Raw genomic sequence first — 19,352 nt, 5'->3', positions numbered from 1 at the left:
AATAAAGTGGATGTGGACTATTCATAGAAATCTGACAGATTATTAATTATAAATTTATAAACGGGACAGGCACGTTAAAAGTCCATAAGTTATACAGATGGGAGCTTACCATGATTAAATGGGCAAAAAACTTATTCTTAAGTGAGAATATAACTCCGAAGAAAAAAGCTAAAATAATAAAAAATATAGAAAAAAAGAATTTATTGCTTGAAGTATATTGTATTACCTTTGCTTCTAATCCGGAGAACCTTTTTGATATAATGAATGCCAATGAATTTTTATTTCCGTATTATAGCAGGAAAGAAATACAAATTTTGGGTATCGCGCTATCAAAAAAGGAAGCTTTTGAGTTGGTAAAGGACATGCTGGAAGAAATATATAGAGAAACCGGCGGTTTTCAGGTTAGAGAATATTTTAAAGAGACATAAGTATGCGATGGATAACTGTAGTAGGAAGAAGGAGGAGAAAACCCAGTAAATATGGTGAACTTAATATTACTTATATTAAAAATATTGGTCATAATTCTTGCCTCTATTTTAGGAATACTACTATTATTGGTTCTTATAGTGCTTTTGGTTCCGATACGTTATCAATTGTATGGAGAAAAGAGAGATGAAATAAAATTGGAGGGGAAGGCCAGCTGGCTTCTTCGTCTAATTTACTTAAGATTTACTTATGAATCCAATAAATTTATTATAAGAGTAAGAATTTTTGGTAAATTATTTTATGATAGTCAGAATTATAATAGTAAAAAGAAAGTAAAAAAAGAGAAGAAAAAGAAAGTAAAAAATAAAAAGAGAAAAGAGGGAAATGGAAAGGAGCAAAGCAGAAAAGAGAATAAAGAGATTGAAGATAGAGTTGGGACAAGCAAGGACACAGAAGAGAATGGATTAGCAGAAGAAGCAGCGGATAATATCATCGGTAAAGTGAATCCGGAATATATTCAAGAGACAATCGATAAGGCAAAAGATGCGATAATAGAAAAAGCTAAAGAGGAGTTCATTGAGGAACCAATTGATAATGCCGAAGCGAAGACATATAAAAAAGAAAAAGCCGAGTCTATAGATGAGACAAAAGAAACAGAAGAGGATTCGTCAGATTATCATAAAGACAACGGAAATAATAAAGGTCTCTTTAGTAAGATAAAAGCTTTCTTGCGAAAGTTGCTAAAAATCCCTAAAAAGATAATTAAGTTATTTACAAAAATAAAGAATTCTCTTAAAAAAGTGTATTATATTATAGTCGAAATTCTGGGGAAATTGCATAAAATCAGAGCATTTCTTAAGAATGAAGTTAATAAAAAAGGTATTAAATATATCTTTCTTAGTTTAAAAAAGATTTTTAAGCATATCCGTCCCCAAAAGCTTAAAATTGACGGGGAATTTGGTACCGGAGATCCCTGTTCTACCGGGCAGCTGCTGGGTGGTCTTGCTGTATTTTATGGCTATTATGGAGAGAATGCACATATTGTACCTAATTTTGAAACTGCAATTTTAGAAGGCTCCATATTTTGTAAGGGTCGAATAAGATTGTTTACTTTACTAATAATATGTATTAAACTAATTTTTAACAAGGAATTTAGAAAAATGATTGAAAACTTTAAAGCATTTAAGGAGGAATTATAATGGCAGACAGTAATTTTAATGCAACAGTAGAATCTTTATTTAAGGGTATGGATAGTTTCCTTACAACAAAAACAGTAGTAGGGGACGCTGTAACATTCCAAGACGGCACCATCATTCTTCCATTAGTGGATGTTAGTTTTGGTGTAGGTGCAGGAGCATTTGCTAAGGATGCAGGGAAGAATAATGCAGGTGGTGGTATGGGAGGAAAAATAACACCAAGTGCAGTATTAGTAATTCAAGATGGCACCACTAAACTTGTGAATGTGAAGAATCAGGATAGTCTTACAAAGATTTTGGACATGGTACCTGATTTCGTAAATAAATTCTCCAAAGGAAAAGATAAAGAGCAGGATGTTTCTGACAAGGTGGATGATATATTAGATTCCCAGACCTATGGTGAAGATTAATAAGAAATCATATACAAAGATGTTATAAAATTAAAATTTTAACTTGCATTATTTCATGTATTCTGCTAGAATAGATTTGTTTGTAGGTCGTAGGACTAATTAGAAACCTAGGGAGGTGCTTCAAATGGCTAAATGTGCAATTTGTGAAAAAGGTGCTCACTTTGGAATAGCTGTGAGTCATTCTCATAGAAGATCTAATAAGATGTGGAAAGCTAATGTAAAATCAGTTAAAGTTCTAGTTAACGGTGGCGCAAAGAAAATGTATGTTTGTACATCTTGTTTAAGATCTGGTAAAGTTGAACGTGCATAATAATAAGCATTATTAGGAAGGGGTGTCAGTTATGGCACCCTTTTTTACTTAGTAAAAAAGGGAGTTATAAACAGTCGTCAGCAAGTAAATAAATTATAACCTAGAATTAAAAACAAGATAATAATACATACTGCCAGTATGCCATTGGTGATAAATAGCATAATTGTCATGCCGACAGCTATCCAAAATAGTATAAATCCAATCATTCTTTTCATAAATGAATTCTCTCCTTTGCCAAATGGCGATAACAGGGCTGATGTTTATATATATGCAAAGGAATATTTGTTTATATCACATTGAGACAAAATAGGCATAAAATAATAGAAAAGTGCAGATTAAAAAAATGGTATTCCATTTTATCTAAAAAAAGGTTATAATACTACTGTATAGTAAAATAAGTCATCTATAATTAGTATTTGTGCAAATAAGCACAGGAATAGATATGAATAAGAGAATTGGAGGGTTCCTATGAAAGGGCACATGAATACACAAATCGGTGAAGTGTTAATTGATAATGATGTATTGGCGAAATATGCTGGTTCATCAGCGGTTGAATGTTTTGGTGTTGTTGGAATGGCATCTGTTAACATGAAGGATGGTCTTGTTAAACTCCTAAAACGTGATAACTTAAGTCATGGCGTTAATATTACAGTAGAGAACAATAAAATAATCATTGATCTGCATATCATTGTTTCTTATGGTGTAAGTATATCTGCTGTTGCCGAAAACCTTATCAGTAATGTAAAGTACAAGGTTGAAGAATTTACAGGCATGGAAGTAGTTAAAATAAATATTTTCGTCGAAGGCGTAAGAGTCATTGACTAAAGTGAATGATATTTAAGGAGGAACAAACTTGTGGTTATAAAGACAATAGATGCTTTCACTCTAAAAAAGATGTTTCTGGCAGGAGCAAAAAGCATTGAAAGCAAGAAAGAATACATTAATGAATTGAATGTATTTCCAGTGCCTGATGGGGACACTGGTACCAATATGACATTGACGATTTTGTCTGCTGCTAAAGAAGTAAGCCAGATGGAGGATCCTACAATCGAGGGATTGGCAAAAGCAATATCCAGCGGATCTCTCCGGGGAGCCAGAGGTAACTCAGGAGTTATTCTGTCTCAGTTGTTTCGAGGATTTACCAAAGAAATTAGAGATTATAAAGAAATTAACGTAACCATTATGGCGAATGCATTCCAAAAAGCAGTGGAAACTGCGTATAAAGCAGTTATGAAGCCAAAAGAGGGTACGATTCTTACTGTTGCAAGAGGTGGAGCTGAAAAAGCTGCTTTACTGGTAACAGAAACGGATGATTTAGTATACTTTGGTTCTGAAGTAATTAAATATATGGAAGAAGTATTAGCACATACACCAGAATTATTACCAGTACTAAAAGAAGCCGGAGTTGTGGATTCCGGTGGACAGGGATTGCTTGAAATTATGAAAGGTGCTTATGATGCTTTACTAGGAAAAGAAGTAGATTTTGATAGTATTTCTTCGGCACCTGCAAAGACAAGTGATATTAAAATTAATTCAGAAAATATATTGACTACGGATATTAAATTTGGGTATTGTACCGAATTCATTATAAATTTAGAAAAAGAATTTGATATAAATACAGAGATGGACTTTAAAGGATATTTAGAATCTATCGGTGATTCTCTTGTGGTTGTAGCAGATGATGAGTTAGTAAAGGTTCATGTACATACGAATGATCCTGGATTGGCTCTTCAACGTGCGTTAACCTATGGTTCTTTATCTAGAATTAAAATAGATAACATGAGAGAAGAACACAATGAAAGACTAATCAAAGATGCAGCCAAAATGGCAGCGAAGGAAGCGGAAGAGAAAAAGGCAAAAGAAGCAAAGGAAACAAAAACTGCACCTAGAAAAGAAGTTGGTTTTATTTCTGTATCCATTGGTGAGGGAATTAATGAAATATTCAAAGGCCTTGGTGTTGACTATATTATCTCCGGCGGTCAGACTATGAACCCAAGTACAGAGGATATGTTAAATGCTATTGATCATGTAAATGCAGATACCATATTCATATTCCCTAACAATAGCAATATAATTCTTGCAGCAGAACAAGCAAAAACTTTAACGGAAGATAAACAAATTGTTGTAATTCCATCTAAAACAGTACCCCAGGGAATCACAGCAATAATTAACTATGTTTATGATAAATCAGTAGAAGATAATAAGAGCCATATGATGGAAGAAATGCAGAAGGTAAAAAGCGGCCAGATCACCTATGCAGTTCGTGATACCAATATTGATGGCAAAGAAATTAAGCAAGGCAATATAATGGGTCTTGATGACAAGACGATTTTGTCCGTAGGTTCAGATGTACTAGAGACTACTTTTGAATTAATTAAGAATCTGGTAGATGATGAATCTGAATTAATTAGCATCTATTATGGGGAAGAAGTATCGGAAGACAGTGCAAATGAATTGTCCGATATGGTTTCTAAAGAGTTCCCTGATTTGGATATAGAATTAAATTATGGCGGACAGCCGATTTATTACTATGTACTTTCTGTAGAGTAATACGATAAATTAATTTAATACGATAATATACGACTTTTTAATAGAGTATGATTCAATATGAATTGTACTCTATTTTTTTAATGATTATTATGGAATAGGACATAATCTAAATTAGATTAGATTTTTCCATAATACAATGTTATACTATGAAATGAATGGGAATTATTCAATTATATAATATTTAAATATTTCATACAGGAGGATATTTATGAAATTAACAGATCCTGTTATAGCAATAAAGGGTATTGGCGAGAAAACAGAAAAAGATTTGAATAAAATGGGCATTTTAACAGTTGATGATATGATTCATCATTTCCCTAGAACTTATGATATGTTCGAGGTGCCTATTCCAATCAGCAACATCAGTGAAGGAAATGTTGCTACTTTGGAAGCTTCTGTAGTATCTTCTGTTCAGTCAAAACAGGTAAGGAACTTGAAGATTCTTAGCTGCCGGGTGCAGGATTCATCCGGTTCCGTCCATTTGACCTGGTTTAATATGCCTTTTTTACGGAATAAACTTCGTATGGGATACCATTTTTTATTCCGGGGGAAAGTTGTACGTAAAAACGGTGTTTTGGTAATGGATCAGCCCAAAATATATACTAGAGAAGAGTACTTAAATAAGATGAATGTACTGCAGCCTATCTATGAGCTTACAGCCGGTATTACCAGCAATACCATAGGGAAGGCTGTGAAGAATATCCTTAATGAAGCAGACTTATCCAGCGACTATTTACCAAAGAGGATAATAAAGGAATATAACTTAAGCAGTTATAAAACTGCTATGAAGGATATTCATTTTCCAAAAAGTTTAGAAGCTATGAAAGCAGCAAAGACCAGGCTTGTATTTGATGAATTCTTTCAATTTACATTGGCTTTACAAGCACTAAAGGAAAAAAAGACAGCTTGGAATAATGAATATATTATAAAAGGAAAAAGAGAATGTGAAAGCTTTATAAAAGAACTGCCATATGCCTTAACGAAAGCTCAGATTAAAGTCTGGAAAGAAATAAAAACAGATATTACCGGTCCCTCTACTATGAATCGATTAATTCAAGGTGATGTTGGTTCCGGAAAGACTATTTTAGCCGCACTTGCTTTGCTTATGACGGCTCTAAACGGATATCAGGGAAGCTTAATGGTGCCAACGGAAGTACTGGCTAAGCAGCATTATGAATCGTTGACCGGTTTATTTGCAGAGTACGGTGTAAAAATTATTCTGCTAGTTGGTTCTATGACAGCAGCAGAAAAAAGAAAAGCCTATGAGAAAATTAAAAACCATGAAACAGATATTATAGTGGGTACTCATGCATTAATACAGGAGAAAGTGGAGTATGATAATCTTGCTCTTGCCATTACAGACGAACAGCACCGGTTTGGCGTAAGGCAGAGGGAAGCTTTATCCGGTAAAGGAACCCATCCTCATGTACTGGTTATGAGTGCGACACCAATTCCCAGGACTTTGGCCATTATTCTGTATGGTGATCTGGATATATCCGTCGTGGATGAATTGCCGGCTAACAGGCTGCCAATTAAAAATTGTGTGGTTGATACAGGTTATCGTAATACCGCTTATAAATTTATAGCAAAAGAAGTGGCAGCAGGCAGACAAGCCTATGTCATATGCCCGATGGTAGAAGAAAGCGAAGTTATAGAAGCAGAAAACGTTATTGAATATACCGAGAAATTAAAGGAAGGGCTGCCTTCTGATATTTTGGTAGAATACCTCCACGGAAAGATGAAACCCAAAGAAAAAAATGGCATTATGGAACGGTTTGCAGCTGGAGAAATAAAAGTTTTGGTTTCTACTACAGTAGTGGAGGTTGGGGTTAATGTACCCAATGCTACAGTGATGATGATTGAAAATGCAGAACGGTTTGGGCTTGCCCAGCTTCATCAGTTAAGAGGAAGAGTAGGCAGGGGAAAATATCAGTCCTATTGTATCTTAGTGAGCGGTAATAATGGAAAGGAAACCAGGGAACGTTTGGAGATATTAAATCATTCCAATGATGGTTTTTATATTGCAGGAGAAGACTTAAAATTAAGAGGTCCCGGGGATATGTTTGGAATTAGACAAAGCGGTGATATGGAATTTAAACTGGGAGATATTTATAATGATTCAGAAGTGCTATTAAAAGCCAATGAAGCTGCAAAGAGTTTAACACAGCAGGAAGTGGAACAATTATTGGAATCAAACCCAAGTTTGGCTGATAGAATTATAAATTATGATATGGGAACATTATAAAACTGAAAGTAATGTATATTGGAAGGGTTCCAAAAAAGATTTTCAAAGGATGAAAAATGATATGCATATAATGATATATATATATTAATCTTAAGAATGGATTGATTTTAAAATTAAGGAAAACACCTTTCCATAATTGGTAAAATATTATATACTATATTCATATAATTATGTTATTGTAACTTGAAAGGGGAAGAAAGCATAATAAAATGTGAGATTCTTCACCCAGCTGATTTAATATAACATAATGTAGATTACTTATAGATTACTAGTGGAGTGTTAAAATTAAGAATGTGCTTTACATTCAGAATATAAGGAATTCAAGGAAGGAGATAGGTATTTATAGTATTTTTACTATTCAGAAATATTTTATAATGGTAAGCTGCTATAATTAACCTGATAGAATTATGAGATATAATTATGTGGTAGTAGGAGCGGGGCTTGCCGGATTAACCATTGCTGAAAGGATTGCTGATGTTTGCAATGAAAAAGTTTTAGTAATTGAAAAAAGAGGTCATATAGGCGGTAATATATATGATTCTTATAATGAGGATGGAGTTTTAATTCATAATTATGGACCTCATATATTCCATACAAATGATAAAGGGGTATATGATTATTTAAGCCAGTTTACACCTTGGAATGATTTTTGGCACCGTGTATTGACTCAGGTGGATGGTAATTTGATTCCTATGCCAATTACCGTAGAAACCATTAATAAACTATATAATTTAAACTTATCCTGTGAAGAAGTAGAAGAGTTTTTAAAAAAGAAAGCGATTTCTATAGATGAAATTAAAACCAGTAAAGATGTGGCTTTAAGTAAAGTTGGACAAGATATTTACGAGAAATTTTTTGAAAATTATACGAAGAAGCAGTGGGGAATTGATCCTGGTGAAATAGATACCTCTATCATTTCCAGAATCCCAATCCGTACTAATAGAGACACCAGATATTTTAGTGATAGATATCAGGGAATGCCAAAGTATGGGTACACAAAAATGTGTGAAAATATGATTCAAAATAAAAATATCAAACTACTTCTGAATACGGATTATAAAGAAGTCATTGATGACATAGAATATGAGAAATTAATTTATACCGGCCCTACAGATTATTTTTATGATTATAAGTATGGCAAATTAGCATACCGTAGTATCAACTTTGTATTCGAAACTCATGACAAAGAAGATTACCAACCGGCACCGGTAGTCAATTATCCAAATGATTATGACTACACTAGGATTACGGAATTTAAGAAATTAACTTATCAGGAGCATAAGAAAACTACCATTTTGAAGGAATTCCCTTGTGATGAAGGAGAGCCTTATTATCCTTTCCCTACAAAAGAGTGGAAAGAAAAGTTTTCATTATATCAGGAGGATATGATGAAGGAGAAGAAGGTACTTTTCCTGGGAAGGCTGGCTGAATACCGTTATTATAATATGGATGCGGTGGTTCGAAGTGCCCTTAATCTCTTTGAAGGAGGTATTAATGGATAAACTATATATTGTTATTCCTGCTTACAATGAAGATGAAAATATCAATTCCGTTATAGAGGATTGGTATCCGATTGTAGAGAGAATAGGTAATGGCAGTAAATTAGTAATTATCGACGACGGAAGTAAAGATTCTACCTATACTATAATGAAAAAAGCGGCTGAAACAAGAGCTGCTTTTGAACCTGTTACAAAGCCCAATGGGGGTCATGGAGCAACTGTTTTATACGGTTATCGCTATGCCATAGATGCCGGGGCGGATTATATCTTTCAAACTGATTCTGACGGGCAGACTGTCCCGCAGGAGTTTTGGAAATTTTGGAATATAAGAGAGCAATATGACATGGTGATTGGACATAGAAAAGACCGTCAGGATGGCTTCTCAAGAATTGTAGTTACAAAGGTTTTAAAAATAGTTTTAAAGCTATGTTTTGGTGTGACTATTAAAGATGCTAATACACCTTTTCGTTTAATGAAAGCCCAGATCCTTTCTAAGAACATGAAATTGATTCCTCAAGATTATAATTTATCCAATGTTCTGGTATCCGTTATATATGCGAAGAAAAAACTGCCGGTTAAGTATCTGCCGGTTACATTCCGACAAAGACAAGGCGGAGTAAATTCCATTAATATTAATAAAATTATTAAAATAGGGAGACAAGCCCTAAAAGACTTTTTAAGAATTAATAAAATATTAGCAAATAATATTTAGTTTCTACATAAAAATAAACTGGAAGATAGTGTTTACAATAGAAGCTATCTATTATTGTAACATAATCAGATGGGAGTTTATTACATGTTTAAGTTAAAAAATATTATACTTTATATACTTACTATCTTATTACTGATTGCTGGAGGAGTTTTTCTAAAATCAGATTTTTTTCCATTTTTAAGATGGTGGCTTTCAGTGCTTGTACTGGGAGTTTTGTTTTTGCCATTAACAAGAAAAATATTTTCTTCCTTTCATGATGGTGGTTACCTGTTTTCCAAAGTGATTGGGATTGCTTCCAGCGGCTATCTGATGTGGCTGCTATCTTCTCTTAAAATATTAAAGTTTACCGAAGTTTCTTGTTATGTTGTTTTAACGGCTTGCTTAATTTTTAACGGTATCATTTATTTAAAAAGTAAAAAAGAAGAAAAGATGTCTCTTATGGATTCGAAATATGTATTTCCAATGATGGCAGAAGAGGTTCTTTTTTTATTCTTATTTTTACTCTGGGTATATATAAGAGGCTTTAGACCGGAAGCTCATGGTACGGAAAAATTTATGGATTATGGTTTTATGGCGGCTATGATGCGGGGAGACTATATGCCTCCCAAAGACTTATGGTTTTCCGGAAGTACCATAAATTATTATTATGTTGGACAATATATGTCTGCTTTTTTAACAAAATTGTCCTTAAACACGGTGAATGTTGGGTATAACTTAATGTTAACTATGCTGGCGGCCCTTTCCTTTGTGCTGCCTTATTCCTTGGTGTTTAATATTACAAAAAACCGTTTTGGAGAAAAATACTTAAAGCACAAGTGGGTTCCAAGAATTGCTGGCATTTTATCCGGAGCAGGAGTTTCTTTGGCAGGAAATCTGCATTTTACTCTTTTTTATTGGGTTGTTCCAACTATAAGAACCATATTGGGTATTAAAGGAGATTATGCGGATTATTGGTTCCCTAACTCCACAAGATATATTGGTTATAACCCGGAGACAACTGATAAGACTATTCATGAGTTCCCTGGATATTCATTTGTATTAGGGGATCTTCATGCTCATGTAATCAATATAATTTTTGTATTAACACTGCTTGGAATTTTATTTGCATGGTTATTACATCAAAAAAGAAAGTTAGATAACCGGGAGAAACAAGGGTTTCAAATAAAACAGGAGATTTTCAATCCCTTTATTATTATGATAGGATTTTTTATTGGTTTATTCCATACTACAAACTTTTGGGATTTTCCAATCTATTATGTAGTTGCAGGAGGAGTGATTTTATTTTTTAATGGAGTAATCTACGAATTTCGCTTAAAGGCTTTATGGATTACGGCATTACAGGGTATCTTTATTATTGCCATAGCTGAACTTATTTCTCTGCCATTTACATTAACATTTGACCAGATTTCAACAGAGATAATGTTAGCAGAAGCCCATACACCCATGCATCAGCTGCTTATTCTTTGGGGATTGCCGGTAACACTAATTATTGGCCTTTTATATGAATTAGCTGGCAGTGTAGAATATAAGTTCAGAGATGATAAACCTAGATTTATATTATTCCGCTTCTTAAATAGTCTGTCTACTTCTGATTTATATATTTTAGTATTAGGGCTGTGTGCAATTGGTTTGGTAATAATGCCAGAAGTTATTTATATTAGAGATATTTATTCGGGAGACTATAAAAGAGCCAATACTATGTTTAAGCTGACATATCAGGCGTTTATTATGTTTGGTATATGCAGTGGTTATATTTTTGTGAAATTTAAAAAAATGCATCATTTTTATTGGCAAAAGACCTTTGCTAATATAACCCTTTTCTTGTTCTTAACTACTTTGTGGTATCCGGTTGTTTCTGTAAAGGCCTGGTATATTAAGGATAAAAGTTTTAAGGATTATAAAGGTTTGGATGCTGCTGAATTCCTTAATACCCCCGATAATCAAGAGGATTATAAGGCCATCAAATGGTTGAATGAGAATATAAAAGGAACACCTGTAATCCTGGAGGCTCACGGTGACAGCTATACTGATTATGGCAGAGTATCTGTATTTACCGGTTTACCAACAGTGCTTGGCTGGTATGTTCATGAATGGTTATGGAGAGGTGATACGGATATTGTGAATAGGCGCGCAGCAGATATAGAAACAATATACACTTCTACAGATCGGGAATTGGTTCAAACTTTAATTGATGAATACGAAATTGAGTATATTTATGTTGGAAAATTGGAACGGGTCAAATATATTTCTCTGAATAATGATTTACTAAAAAAATTAGGTAGGATTGTATATACAGGTTCAGAGAATATAAGTAATACTTATATCATTCAAATTGAACCTAAGGGGTAAATAATTTGAATAAGGACGCTTTGCCCGCTTAGGTAGTGTGGAACTTCTGGAATAGGTTTTGAGGGCAAAGCTGTGTATTGGATAATATGTTATGAATAAATATATTATATAAATAAAGCAATTACAATTAAAAAATTTGTGATTGGATGTTCGTTAAATAATGAGGTATATGTTCCCTTTGGACGGTATGAATGAGTATATACTATCTGCGTTGGTGAATATTTTTTTGAATTACTTATAATTAAAATTTTTATAAAATTTAATTTTTGTTGAAATTATGAAAAAATATAAAATTTATGGGATAATTTGTTTCCGGATGTATTATTAAGTATAAAATAATATGTTTTAGTAGATGCTTTTACTGGTATTATTCTTAGAAATTTTAAAAAAACAATCATTTTAATAAGAAGTTTCAAAAAAGTACCAGTGTATTTTATTGAATAGTACATATAATAATAGCGTAACAAACAACAACAAAGAATTATTTTTAACCGCTACTATAGGTAGCAATGTTGGAAATATGAAAATGGAGGAGTTTATTATGGCAAGTAGAAACAGAGTTACAGTTCCTGAAGCAAAAGAAGCAATGAACCGCTTTAAATATGAAGTAGCTAATGAAATCGGCGTTCCTTTAAAACAGGGTTACAATGGTGACTTAACTTCTTACCAAAACGGTAGTGTTGGTGGTATGATGGTTAAAAAGATGATCGCTGAACAGCAAAAGAGAATGGCTGGACAATAATAAAGAATTTTTAAATTAGAAAAGCATGATAATTAAAAACAAAAAATAAAATTAAACAACTGAAGTAAATAAAAACTATTAAAAAAGAGGCTGCTTGGGATTAATTTCCGGAGCGGTCTTTTTTAGTGTAATCCCTGTTAATGAATATAGGAAACATTACCTATATAAAGCAGGTACTTATTGAAAAGCAAATAATTATAGAGTAGAATGAATGGGGTGAACAAGGCGTTTTCTTAAAAAAAAGTTGACAAAAATTTTATATAATATACAATAATAATAGATATTTCAATACTTTCTGTTGTTTCGCCTCGATAAGATAATTGGTTGATTTGGATTGTATATGAGAGGGGTAGTAAGATGAGAGTGATAGCTGGTAAAGCGAAAAGATTAAAATTAAAGACAATAGAAGGATTAGATACCCGACCCACAACGGATCGAATAAAAGAAACTTTATTTAATATGATTAATATGCAATTAGCTGATTGTGATTTCCTCGATTTATTCAGTGGAAGTGGTGCTATAGGTATAGAGGCATTAAGCAGAGGTGCAAAATCAGCTGTTTTTGTTGAAAATAACAAGGCTTCTGTGGCATGCATTAAAGATAATCTACGGTTGACCACATTAAATGAGAATGGTGTTGTATTAGCTCTAGATGTATTATCTGCCATAAGGACTTTAGAAATTCAAGGCAGAGTTTTTGATGTTATATTCATGGATCCGCCTTATAATTGTCAGTTGGAAAAACAGGTATTGGAGGCATTACAATTTTCTAATATTATTTATTACAATACCCTTATTATTGTAGAAGCCTCATTAGAAACTGAATTTGATTATCTTGAGAATACAAAGTTTAAAATATATAAGGAAAAGAAATATAAATCCAATAAGCATATTTTTATCGAATTGAAAGAATAGAAAATTAATGAAAGCATAAATCGAATTAAATTAAATTTACAAAAGAGAAGGTTGAAAGAAAATAAATTATAGAAAGAATGCCACAAAGTGATTCTTTCAACTTATTTATTTGTGGCAGCATTACATCTGTAAAACAGACTATTACATCTGAAAGCAGATGTGATATGCAATGGGTGTAAACATGAGAATTGGTATTTATCCGGGTAGTTTTGATCCGGTTACATTTGGACATCTTGATATTATTTTAAGATCATCCCAATTAGTAGATACTTTAATAATTGGAGTGCTAAAAAATAGTAACAAGGTACCTTTATTTAATACAGAAGAGCGGGTTGAATTATTAAGGGAAGTAACCAAAGACATTCCTAATGTAATAATTGAATCCTATGATGGACTGTTGGTGGATTATGCAAGAGAAAAAGGTGCATCTGTTATATTCAGAGGATTAAGAGTAGTTACTGACTTTGAATTTGAATTACAGCTTGCTCAGACAAATCATAAACTAAATCCAGATGTCGACACGGTATTCTTAACAACAAGTGTTCAATATTCTTATCTTTCTTCCAGTACAGTTAGAGAAATTGCAAGTTATGGTGGAAATGTTGAACAATTTGTGCCAACCTGTGTTGTACAAGCAATTCAAGATAAATATAAGAAATTAAGGAGAGATTAGCATGGGTGTAAGCAGAATAGAACAATTAATTGAAGATATATATGAATTCATTGAAAGCTGCAGAATGCAGCCGCTTTCTACCACAAAGGTAATTGTTCCTAAAGATGAATTGTATGATTTATTGGACGAATTAAGACTTAGAACTCCGGATGAAATTAAGCGTTACCAAAAAATTATTGCAAATAGAGATGCCATTATTGCAGATGCGGAAGAAAAGGCAGCAGCTATTTTAGCACAGGCTGATGAAAAAGCACATACTTTAATCAATGAACATGAGATTATGCAGCAGGCTTATTATGAGGCAAATGAAATGGTTAGCAAAGCAGCAGCAGAAGCAAATAAAATTATTGCGGATGCTAATAATGATGCTAACCAAATTCGTTCAAGTGCCCTGGTGTATACTGAGGATATGCTGTCCAATGTGGAACGTATCTTAGCCCATACATATGAAAGCTCAAAATCAAAATATGAGAGTCTAATCCTTTCTTTACAAGGAAACCTTGAAATTGTAATTAATAATAAAAAAGAATTAAGAGGTCAGGAATACGAAGTACCTCAGCAAGTAAATGAGCCCTCTGAGCCGCAGGAACCGGAGCGGGAAGGGGAAGATTTTGAATTTGATGAAAATACTTTCCTTCAAGATTTATAATAATATTCTTACATAAAAAGAGGCCATCAGGAATGCAATCACTGCATGAATTAATTTAACCTTAAAATATGTGCCAAAAGATAGTCTTGTATTACTTATTACACTTTTTGTTTGTGCCAAGCCAGACAGGCCGCCTAAAGAAGTAATTATAGTAATTAAGACTATTTTTATAGTTAAATCCAATGAGGACATGCTAATTTGGTTAATTCCAGTTGTAATTTCAAGAAGTCCAATACTAAGGAGCCTAGCCGGATTATTTGGTGAACCTAAAGTTGTGATGATTTGAGCAGGAATGGAAAATAGTATTATATATCCGCCTACTTTTGTTATTACTTCAAAACCATCCATAATTGCAGAATCTAAAACCGCAAAGCTAAATTTTGGTTCGGGATCCTCTAATATATATTCGGCTGTATATACTTTTTTTCTTTTATATAATCCCAGTATTCTAAAATAAAGAAAAGCGGCAATAATACCGGATATGTAAATAATAAATAGTAAAGGTCCCCGAAGCTCCTTCATTTTTAATTGTGCGATTGCAATATAGCCCATAATAAACATTGGGCTTGAATTATTACAAAAACTTAACAGGTATTGGGCTTCTTCTTCCTCTAAGCTGCCATTGCTATATAAATCACCAACGGATTTAGCACCAACAGGTATTCCGGAAAGAAAACCTATTAGAATGGGATAGCAGCCTCCTTTACTTACGCGAAAGATAAAATGAAAAAAAGGATAAAGAAGTTTACTAAGAGGCTTTGTTATTTGTAATCGAATAATAAGATTGGACATAATAATAAAAGGAAGTAAAGTTGGTAATACCGTATTAAACCATAAAAGCAATCCTCTTTTTGCGCCTATATAAGCGTCGGAGGGAAAGATTAGAATAAGAACTAAGAAAAGGACAATACCTACTTTTGATAGTCCTTTCTTTCCCTTTTCTTTTTTCATATATTGAGTGTGGGATAAATGTCGCATCATTTTCTCCAAGAAAATCATTACTATAATTTATTTGGCTACTGTCCAATATATGCAGAAAACATGGATTATTTCTTGAGAACAAAAATCTCATGGTGTATAATGTAAGGAATGACACAATTTAACTTCATCAGGAAAGAGGACTTTCCTGTTTTAGCAGGAGTTTGGGTTCCTGCTGAAATGCCGCATAGTGGCAATGAGGTTATGAGCAAATAGCGTAAGCGAATTGCGAATATCTGAAATTATAATACTTCCATAATGAAGTAAGTTGAAAGAAAATATTAAAGGAAAGGTTGCCACAAATGAATTCTTTCAACCGATTTTATGTGGCAGTATCACATCGAAAGGCAAGGATGTCATGTGAAATGATGTGATATGCAATAGGTATAACAATGGACAATAAAAAACAATTAAAGCGAGAAGAAGTACCAGAACAATTCAAATGGGCTATTAGTGACTTGTTTCAAACAGATGAGGAGTGGAAAGAGGAATACCAGTTAACGAAGAAGTTGATTTCCAAGGTAAGTGATTATCAGGGAAGATTATCGGAGTCAGCAGATACTCTTTTAGAATTTTATAAACTTGAGGATGAAATTGCAGGACATTTTGAACGTGTTTATGTGTATGCCAACCAAAAATATCATGAAGATACTTCCAATAGTACCTATCAGGATTTTTCCAACCAGGCAAGTATTTTGGAAGTTATGTTAAACAGTGCCTTTTCCTTTGCTGTACCGGAGATTTTGGCGATTTCAGAAGATACCATTTATCAATATCTTGCTTCTAATAAAGAGTTGCAGCTATATGAATTTACGATAAAAGAAATTCTTAGACATAAACCACATGTATTATCAGCAGAGATGGAGGGCTTGCTGGCTGATACAGGAGCTATGGCAGAGGCTCCAAGTATCATATTCAATATGTTCCATAATGCAGATATGAAATTCCCTGAAATAGAGGACGAGAATGGCGAAAAGGTTGCAATCACTCATGGCCGTTACGTTACTTTCATGGAGAGTGCTAACCGGAGAGTTAGAAAAGATGCTTTTAATGGAATTCAATCTTCTTATATGAAGTTTAAAAATACATTAGCGGCCACTTATAGTGCTAACGTAAAAAATGAAGCCTTCCTTGCCAAAGCAAGAAAATATCAATCTTCATTAGCAATGGCATTAGATAACAGTAATATTCCGTCAGAAGTATATACCAATTTAATCAATGCAGTACATGAAAATCTTCCTCTTATGCACCGATATGTGTCTTTACGTAAAAAGTCATTGGGGCTGGAGGAACTTCATATGTATGATCTTTATACCCCTATAGTAAAAGATGTAGATATGGAAATAAACTTTGAAGATGCAAAGGATATGGTATATAAAGGTTTGGAGCCATTGGGAGATAGATACCGTACCATCTTAAAAGAAGGTTATAACAATGGTTGGATTGATATTTATGAAAATGAAGGCAAGAGAAGTGGTGCCTATTCCTGGGGGGCATATGGAACCCATCCTTATGTGTTGTTAAATTATCAGGGCAGCTTAAAGAATGTTTTTACCCTTGCTCATGAAATGGGGCATGCAATTCACAGCTATCATTCTGATGAAGCTCTTCCTATTCGCTATGCAGGATACAAAATTTTTGTTGCTGAAGTTGCTTCTACTTGTAACGAAGCATTATTAATGGAATATCTGCTTAGTAATACAAAGAACAAGAAGGAAAGAGCATATTTAATAAATTATTTCTTAGAGCAATTTAAGTCCACTTTATTTAGACAAACCATGTTTGCAGAATTTGAAATGATTACCCATCAGATGTATTTAGACGGAGAATCTTTAACGGCAGAGAATCTATGTAAGATTTACCATGACTTAAATGTAAAATACTTTGGTGAGGATATCGTCATTGATCCGGAAATCGATATAGAATGGGCAAGAATTCCTCATTTTTATAAACCTTTTTATGTATATCAATATGCTACCGGTTATTCTGCTGCAATTGCACTCTCCAGAAAGATTCTTAAAGAAGGTGAGCCGGCTGTAGAGGATTACATTAACAAGTTTTTAAGCGGTGGAAGTTCTGATTATCCAATTGAACTACTAAAGAAAGCTGGAGTTGATATGAGTAAGAAAGAACCAGTTAATGATGCTTTGGCTTTGTTTGGTAAACTTTTAGATGAAATGGAAGAACTATTGGGATAGAATCTTAGAAATTCTTAGTATAAATGATTCTTCACGAATTCAGTAAGCTAAATTCGTGAAGAATTATTAGATTTAATTTACATAATAAAATGATTTACTTTGAAAATATACTTTTCTATTTACTTGGAATTTACTTGATTGCAATACAAGTAGTATCCTTGATATGGTTATATAATTTGCTATTGATTTCATTTCACAGCCTTATAATTAAATTAATATAATTCCATGTGTATACTCATCTTTTATTAAGATGTTATACTTATGGTAGATTATCTGATTGTATAAATTTGCAGCAAAGATATCTTCATGAAGCATTTTAAGACCTGTCTGGTTTAGGCTTTTTGAGGCATCGCCTACTTTGGTTATGATGGGTATTTGGGCTTTGTCTTGGATTTGTCTAAGCAGGTGTGAGGAGGTCTTTTTTAGTCCAAGTATACGGGCATATTGGGTGTAACCTTCCCTTTTATACTCTTCCATATTGGCTGTGGTTATATTTAATAATATATGGATAAAAGCCCTGTTTACGCGAGTCAGAGTTAGTTGTTTGGTCTTAATTTCTTGTGCCAATTGGGAATATGCCAATGGTAATATATTTGTATTCTTAATTCGATTTGCTAAATCCTTTGATACGTCCAAATACCCGGAAAGGGATTCTTTTGTTTCCGTCATCAATTTATATTGTAATAATAAGGTATAATCGTCTTCGTATATAGGGAAGGTTTTACCGTATTCTTCTTCTAGTATGCTTAAAACTTCCTCAGGAAGGTGAGGTTCTAAGGCGGTTACTGAGGTACTATTCAGGATGGATTTACGAATGGCAGTGGCTGAACTAATGGCGTCATTCTTACTATCAGCAGCAGGGCTTGTACTGTTTTGAGACAATATATCTAATTCTTCTTCATGGTATCCCGCATGTTTCCTTGTTATGGTTACTGGTTTTATGGAACTATTTAATTGAATCAGGGCTTTTATATATTCTATGCCAAGGATGTTATTGGGAGATGATAAAACCGCCTCCTCTATATCCGGTAACAGAGTCTTTAATGCATAGGTTCTTGCTAATGGAAAAGTATGCCCTTTTTTCAAAAATGTGCCTAATAGAGTCTTGTATTCAAGTGGTTCTTCTGCTAATATTCTAGCTATAGAGGTTAGTTCGTGAACATTACCGCATTCACTTCCAAAACAAATTTCATCGATGATACCCAGTTGATTCAATAAGGATACAGCCCCCAGTGAGAAATATTCTGCACTGCCGGTGGAATAGCAGACAGGCAGTTCAAAAACAACGTCAGCTCCACAGGACAGAGCCATTTTAGCGCGGCTGTACTTATTCATGATAGCCGGAGTACCCCGTTGAACAAAATTACCACTCATCACTACAACTACGTGGTCGGCTCCGGTAATTCTTTTTGCTTCCTCCATATGATATTTATGGCCATTATGAAAGGGATTGTATTCTGTTATTAAACCTACAACTTTCATGATTGCTCCTTTTGACTT

At 33.5% G+C, this 19,352-nt stretch carries 18 protein-coding genes; 15 read left to right on the top strand and 3 right to left on the bottom strand.

Going from position 1 to position 19,352, the window contains the following annotated elements:
* Positions 1-110: 110 nt before the first annotated feature.
* From RT261_RS03230 to rpmB, 4 genes are all read left to right on the top strand, one after another.
* Positions 111-428, top strand: coding sequence for a hypothetical protein (locus RT261_RS03230; protein ID WP_313129259.1), 318 nt, complete (start codon positions 111-113; stop codon positions 426-428).
* Between the two features lie 51 nt (positions 429-479).
* Positions 480-1,625, top strand: coding sequence for a DUF2953 domain-containing protein (locus RT261_RS03225; RefSeq protein ID WP_313129257.1), 1,146 nt, complete (start codon positions 480-482; stop codon positions 1,623-1,625).
* A complete protein-coding gene (locus RT261_RS03220; protein ID WP_313129255.1) occupies positions 1,625-2,032 on the top strand; it encodes a GerW family sporulation protein in 408 nt (135 codons plus the stop codon). Before RT261_RS03225 ends, RT261_RS03220 begins: the two co-directional genes overlap by 1 nt.
* 124 nt (positions 2,033-2,156) lie before the next feature.
* Positions 2,157-2,342, top strand: a complete 186-nt coding sequence (gene rpmB, locus RT261_RS03215; RefSeq protein ID WP_313129253.1) for a 50S ribosomal protein L28 — start codon at positions 2,157-2,159, stop codon at positions 2,340-2,342.
* A 77-nt stretch (positions 2,343-2,419) separates the two neighbouring features.
* Here the strand turns inward: rpmB and RT261_RS03210 are convergent, their stop codons facing one another.
* Entirely contained in the window at positions 2,420-2,557 is a 138-nt protein-coding gene (locus tag RT261_RS03210) for a hypothetical protein (RefSeq protein ID WP_313129251.1), read from the bottom strand.
* 253 nt (positions 2,558-2,810) lie between these two features.
* On the opposite strand from RT261_RS03210, the gene RT261_RS03205 reads away from it, so the two are divergent.
* From RT261_RS03205 to RT261_RS03160, 10 genes are all read left to right on the top strand, one after another.
* Positions 2,811-3,167, top strand: a complete 357-nt coding sequence (locus tag RT261_RS03205; protein WP_313129249.1) for an Asp23/Gls24 family envelope stress response protein — start codon at positions 2,811-2,813, stop codon at positions 3,165-3,167.
* 30 nt (positions 3,168-3,197) lie between these two features.
* The gene (locus tag RT261_RS03200; protein ID WP_313129247.1) at positions 3,198-4,892 is read left to right on the top strand and encodes a DAK2 domain-containing protein; all 1,695 of its coding nucleotides are present in this window, start codon (positions 3,198-3,200) and stop codon (positions 4,890-4,892) included.
* A gap of 208 nt (positions 4,893-5,100) precedes the next feature.
* Entirely contained in the window at positions 5,101-7,137 is a 2,037-nt protein-coding gene (recG, locus tag RT261_RS03195; protein WP_313129245.1) for an ATP-dependent DNA helicase RecG, read from the top strand.
* 407 nt (positions 7,138-7,544) lie between these two features.
* Entirely contained in the window at positions 7,545-8,639 is a 1,095-nt protein-coding gene (gene glf, locus RT261_RS03190; RefSeq protein ID WP_313129243.1) for a UDP-galactopyranose mutase, read from the top strand.
* Positions 8,632-9,348, top strand: a complete 717-nt coding sequence (locus tag RT261_RS03185; RefSeq protein WP_313129241.1) for a glycosyltransferase family 2 protein — start codon at positions 8,632-8,634, stop codon at positions 9,346-9,348. The genes glf and RT261_RS03185 overlap by 8 nt, the downstream gene beginning before the upstream one ends.
* An 84-nt stretch (positions 9,349-9,432) precedes the next feature.
* Positions 9,433-11,697, top strand: a complete 2,265-nt coding sequence (locus tag RT261_RS03180) for a DUF2298 domain-containing protein (protein ID WP_313129239.1) — start codon at positions 9,433-9,435, stop codon at positions 11,695-11,697.
* A 541-nt stretch (positions 11,698-12,238) separates the two neighbouring features.
* Complete coding sequence (locus RT261_RS03175; RefSeq protein ID WP_313129235.1) at positions 12,239-12,439, top strand: alpha/beta-type small acid-soluble spore protein; 201 nt, start codon at positions 12,239-12,241, stop codon at positions 12,437-12,439.
* A gap of 357 nt (positions 12,440-12,796) precedes the next feature.
* Positions 12,797-13,354: a 16S rRNA (guanine(966)-N(2))-methyltransferase RsmD gene (gene rsmD, locus RT261_RS03170; RefSeq protein ID WP_313129233.1), complete on the top strand. Its 558-nt coding sequence runs from the start codon at positions 12,797-12,799 to the stop codon at positions 13,352-13,354.
* A 169-nt stretch (positions 13,355-13,523) separates the two neighbouring features.
* Positions 13,524-14,027 carry a pantetheine-phosphate adenylyltransferase gene (gene coaD / locus RT261_RS03165; RefSeq protein WP_331665374.1) on the top strand — a complete coding sequence of 168 codons (504 nt, stop codon included), beginning with the start codon at positions 13,524-13,526 and terminating at the stop codon, positions 14,025-14,027.
* A gap of 1 nt (position 14,028) precedes the next feature.
* Complete coding sequence (locus RT261_RS03160) at positions 14,029-14,676, top strand: ATPase (protein WP_313129231.1); 648 nt, start codon at positions 14,029-14,031, stop codon at positions 14,674-14,676.
* On the opposite strand, the gene RT261_RS03155 is transcribed toward RT261_RS03160, so the two are convergent.
* Positions 14,671-15,627 (bottom strand): transporter, encoded by a 957-nt coding sequence (locus RT261_RS03155; RefSeq protein WP_313129229.1) that lies wholly within the window; start codon positions 15,625-15,627, stop codon positions 14,671-14,673. The genes RT261_RS03160 and RT261_RS03155 overlap by 6 nt on opposite strands.
* A 419-nt stretch (positions 15,628-16,046) precedes the next feature.
* Here RT261_RS03155 and pepF point away from each other — a divergent pair, with 419 nt between their 5' ends.
* Positions 16,047-17,852, top strand: a complete 1,806-nt coding sequence (pepF, locus tag RT261_RS03150) for an oligoendopeptidase F (protein ID WP_313129227.1) — start codon at positions 16,047-16,049, stop codon at positions 17,850-17,852.
* A 207-nt stretch (positions 17,853-18,059) separates the two neighbouring features.
* Here pepF and RT261_RS03145 read toward each other — a convergent pair whose 3' ends face one another.
* Positions 18,060-19,334: a nucleotidyltransferase gene (locus RT261_RS03145; protein ID WP_313129225.1), complete on the bottom strand. Its 1,275-nt coding sequence runs from the start codon at positions 19,332-19,334 to the stop codon at positions 18,060-18,062.
* Between the last annotated feature and the right edge of the window lie 18 nt (positions 19,335-19,352).

The organism is Anaerocolumna sp. (assembly GCF_032079385.1).
In the GTDB taxonomy this organism is placed as follows: Bacteria; Bacillota; Clostridia; order Lachnospirales; family Lachnospiraceae; genus Anaerocolumna.
This window is presented reverse-complemented; position numbering and strand designations above follow the sequence as displayed.

Bases quoted from the DNA above. Each gene is read 5' to 3' on its own strand.
- coaD (WP_331665374.1), top strand. From the start codon at position 13,524: ATGGGTGTAAACATGAGAATTGGTATTTATCCGGGTAGTTTTGATCCG.
- RT261_RS03175 (WP_313129235.1), top strand. From the start codon at position 12,239: ATGGCAAGTAGAAACAGAGTTACAGTTCCTGAAGCAAAAGAAGCAATG.
- RT261_RS03230 (WP_313129259.1), top strand. From the start codon at position 111: ATGATTAAATGGGCAAAAAACTTATTCTTAAGTGAGAATATAACTCCG.
- recG (WP_313129245.1), top strand. From the start codon at position 5,101: ATGAAATTAACAGATCCTGTTATAGCAATAAAGGGTATTGGCGAGAAA.
- RT261_RS03210 (WP_313129251.1), bottom strand. From the start codon at position 2,557: ATGAAAAGAATGATTGGATTTATACTATTTTGGATAGCTGTCGGCATG.
- RT261_RS03225 (WP_313129257.1), top strand. From the start codon at position 480: ATGGTGAACTTAATATTACTTATATTAAAAATATTGGTCATAATTCTT.
- RT261_RS03180 (WP_313129239.1), top strand. From the start codon at position 9,433: ATGTTTAAGTTAAAAAATATTATACTTTATATACTTACTATCTTATTA.
- rsmD (WP_313129233.1), top strand. From the start codon at position 12,797: ATGAGAGTGATAGCTGGTAAAGCGAAAAGATTAAAATTAAAGACAATA.
- RT261_RS03220 (WP_313129255.1), top strand. From the start codon at position 1,625: ATGGCAGACAGTAATTTTAATGCAACAGTAGAATCTTTATTTAAGGGT.
- pepF (WP_313129227.1), top strand. From the start codon at position 16,047: ATGGACAATAAAAAACAATTAAAGCGAGAAGAAGTACCAGAACAATTC.
- glf (WP_313129243.1), top strand. From the start codon at position 7,545: ATGAGATATAATTATGTGGTAGTAGGAGCGGGGCTTGCCGGATTAACC.
- RT261_RS03160 (WP_313129231.1), top strand. From the start codon at position 14,029: ATGGGTGTAAGCAGAATAGAACAATTAATTGAAGATATATATGAATTC.
- RT261_RS03155 (WP_313129229.1), bottom strand. From the start codon at position 15,627: ATGAAAAAAGAAAAGGGAAAGAAAGGACTATCAAAAGTAGGTATTGTC.
- rpmB (WP_313129253.1), top strand. From the start codon at position 2,157: ATGGCTAAATGTGCAATTTGTGAAAAAGGTGCTCACTTTGGAATAGCT.
- RT261_RS03185 (WP_313129241.1), top strand. From the start codon at position 8,632: ATGGATAAACTATATATTGTTATTCCTGCTTACAATGAAGATGAAAAT.
- RT261_RS03205 (WP_313129249.1), top strand. From the start codon at position 2,811: ATGAAAGGGCACATGAATACACAAATCGGTGAAGTGTTAATTGATAAT.
- RT261_RS03145 (WP_313129225.1), bottom strand. From the start codon at position 19,334: ATGAAAGTTGTAGGTTTAATAACAGAATACAATCCCTTTCATAATGGC.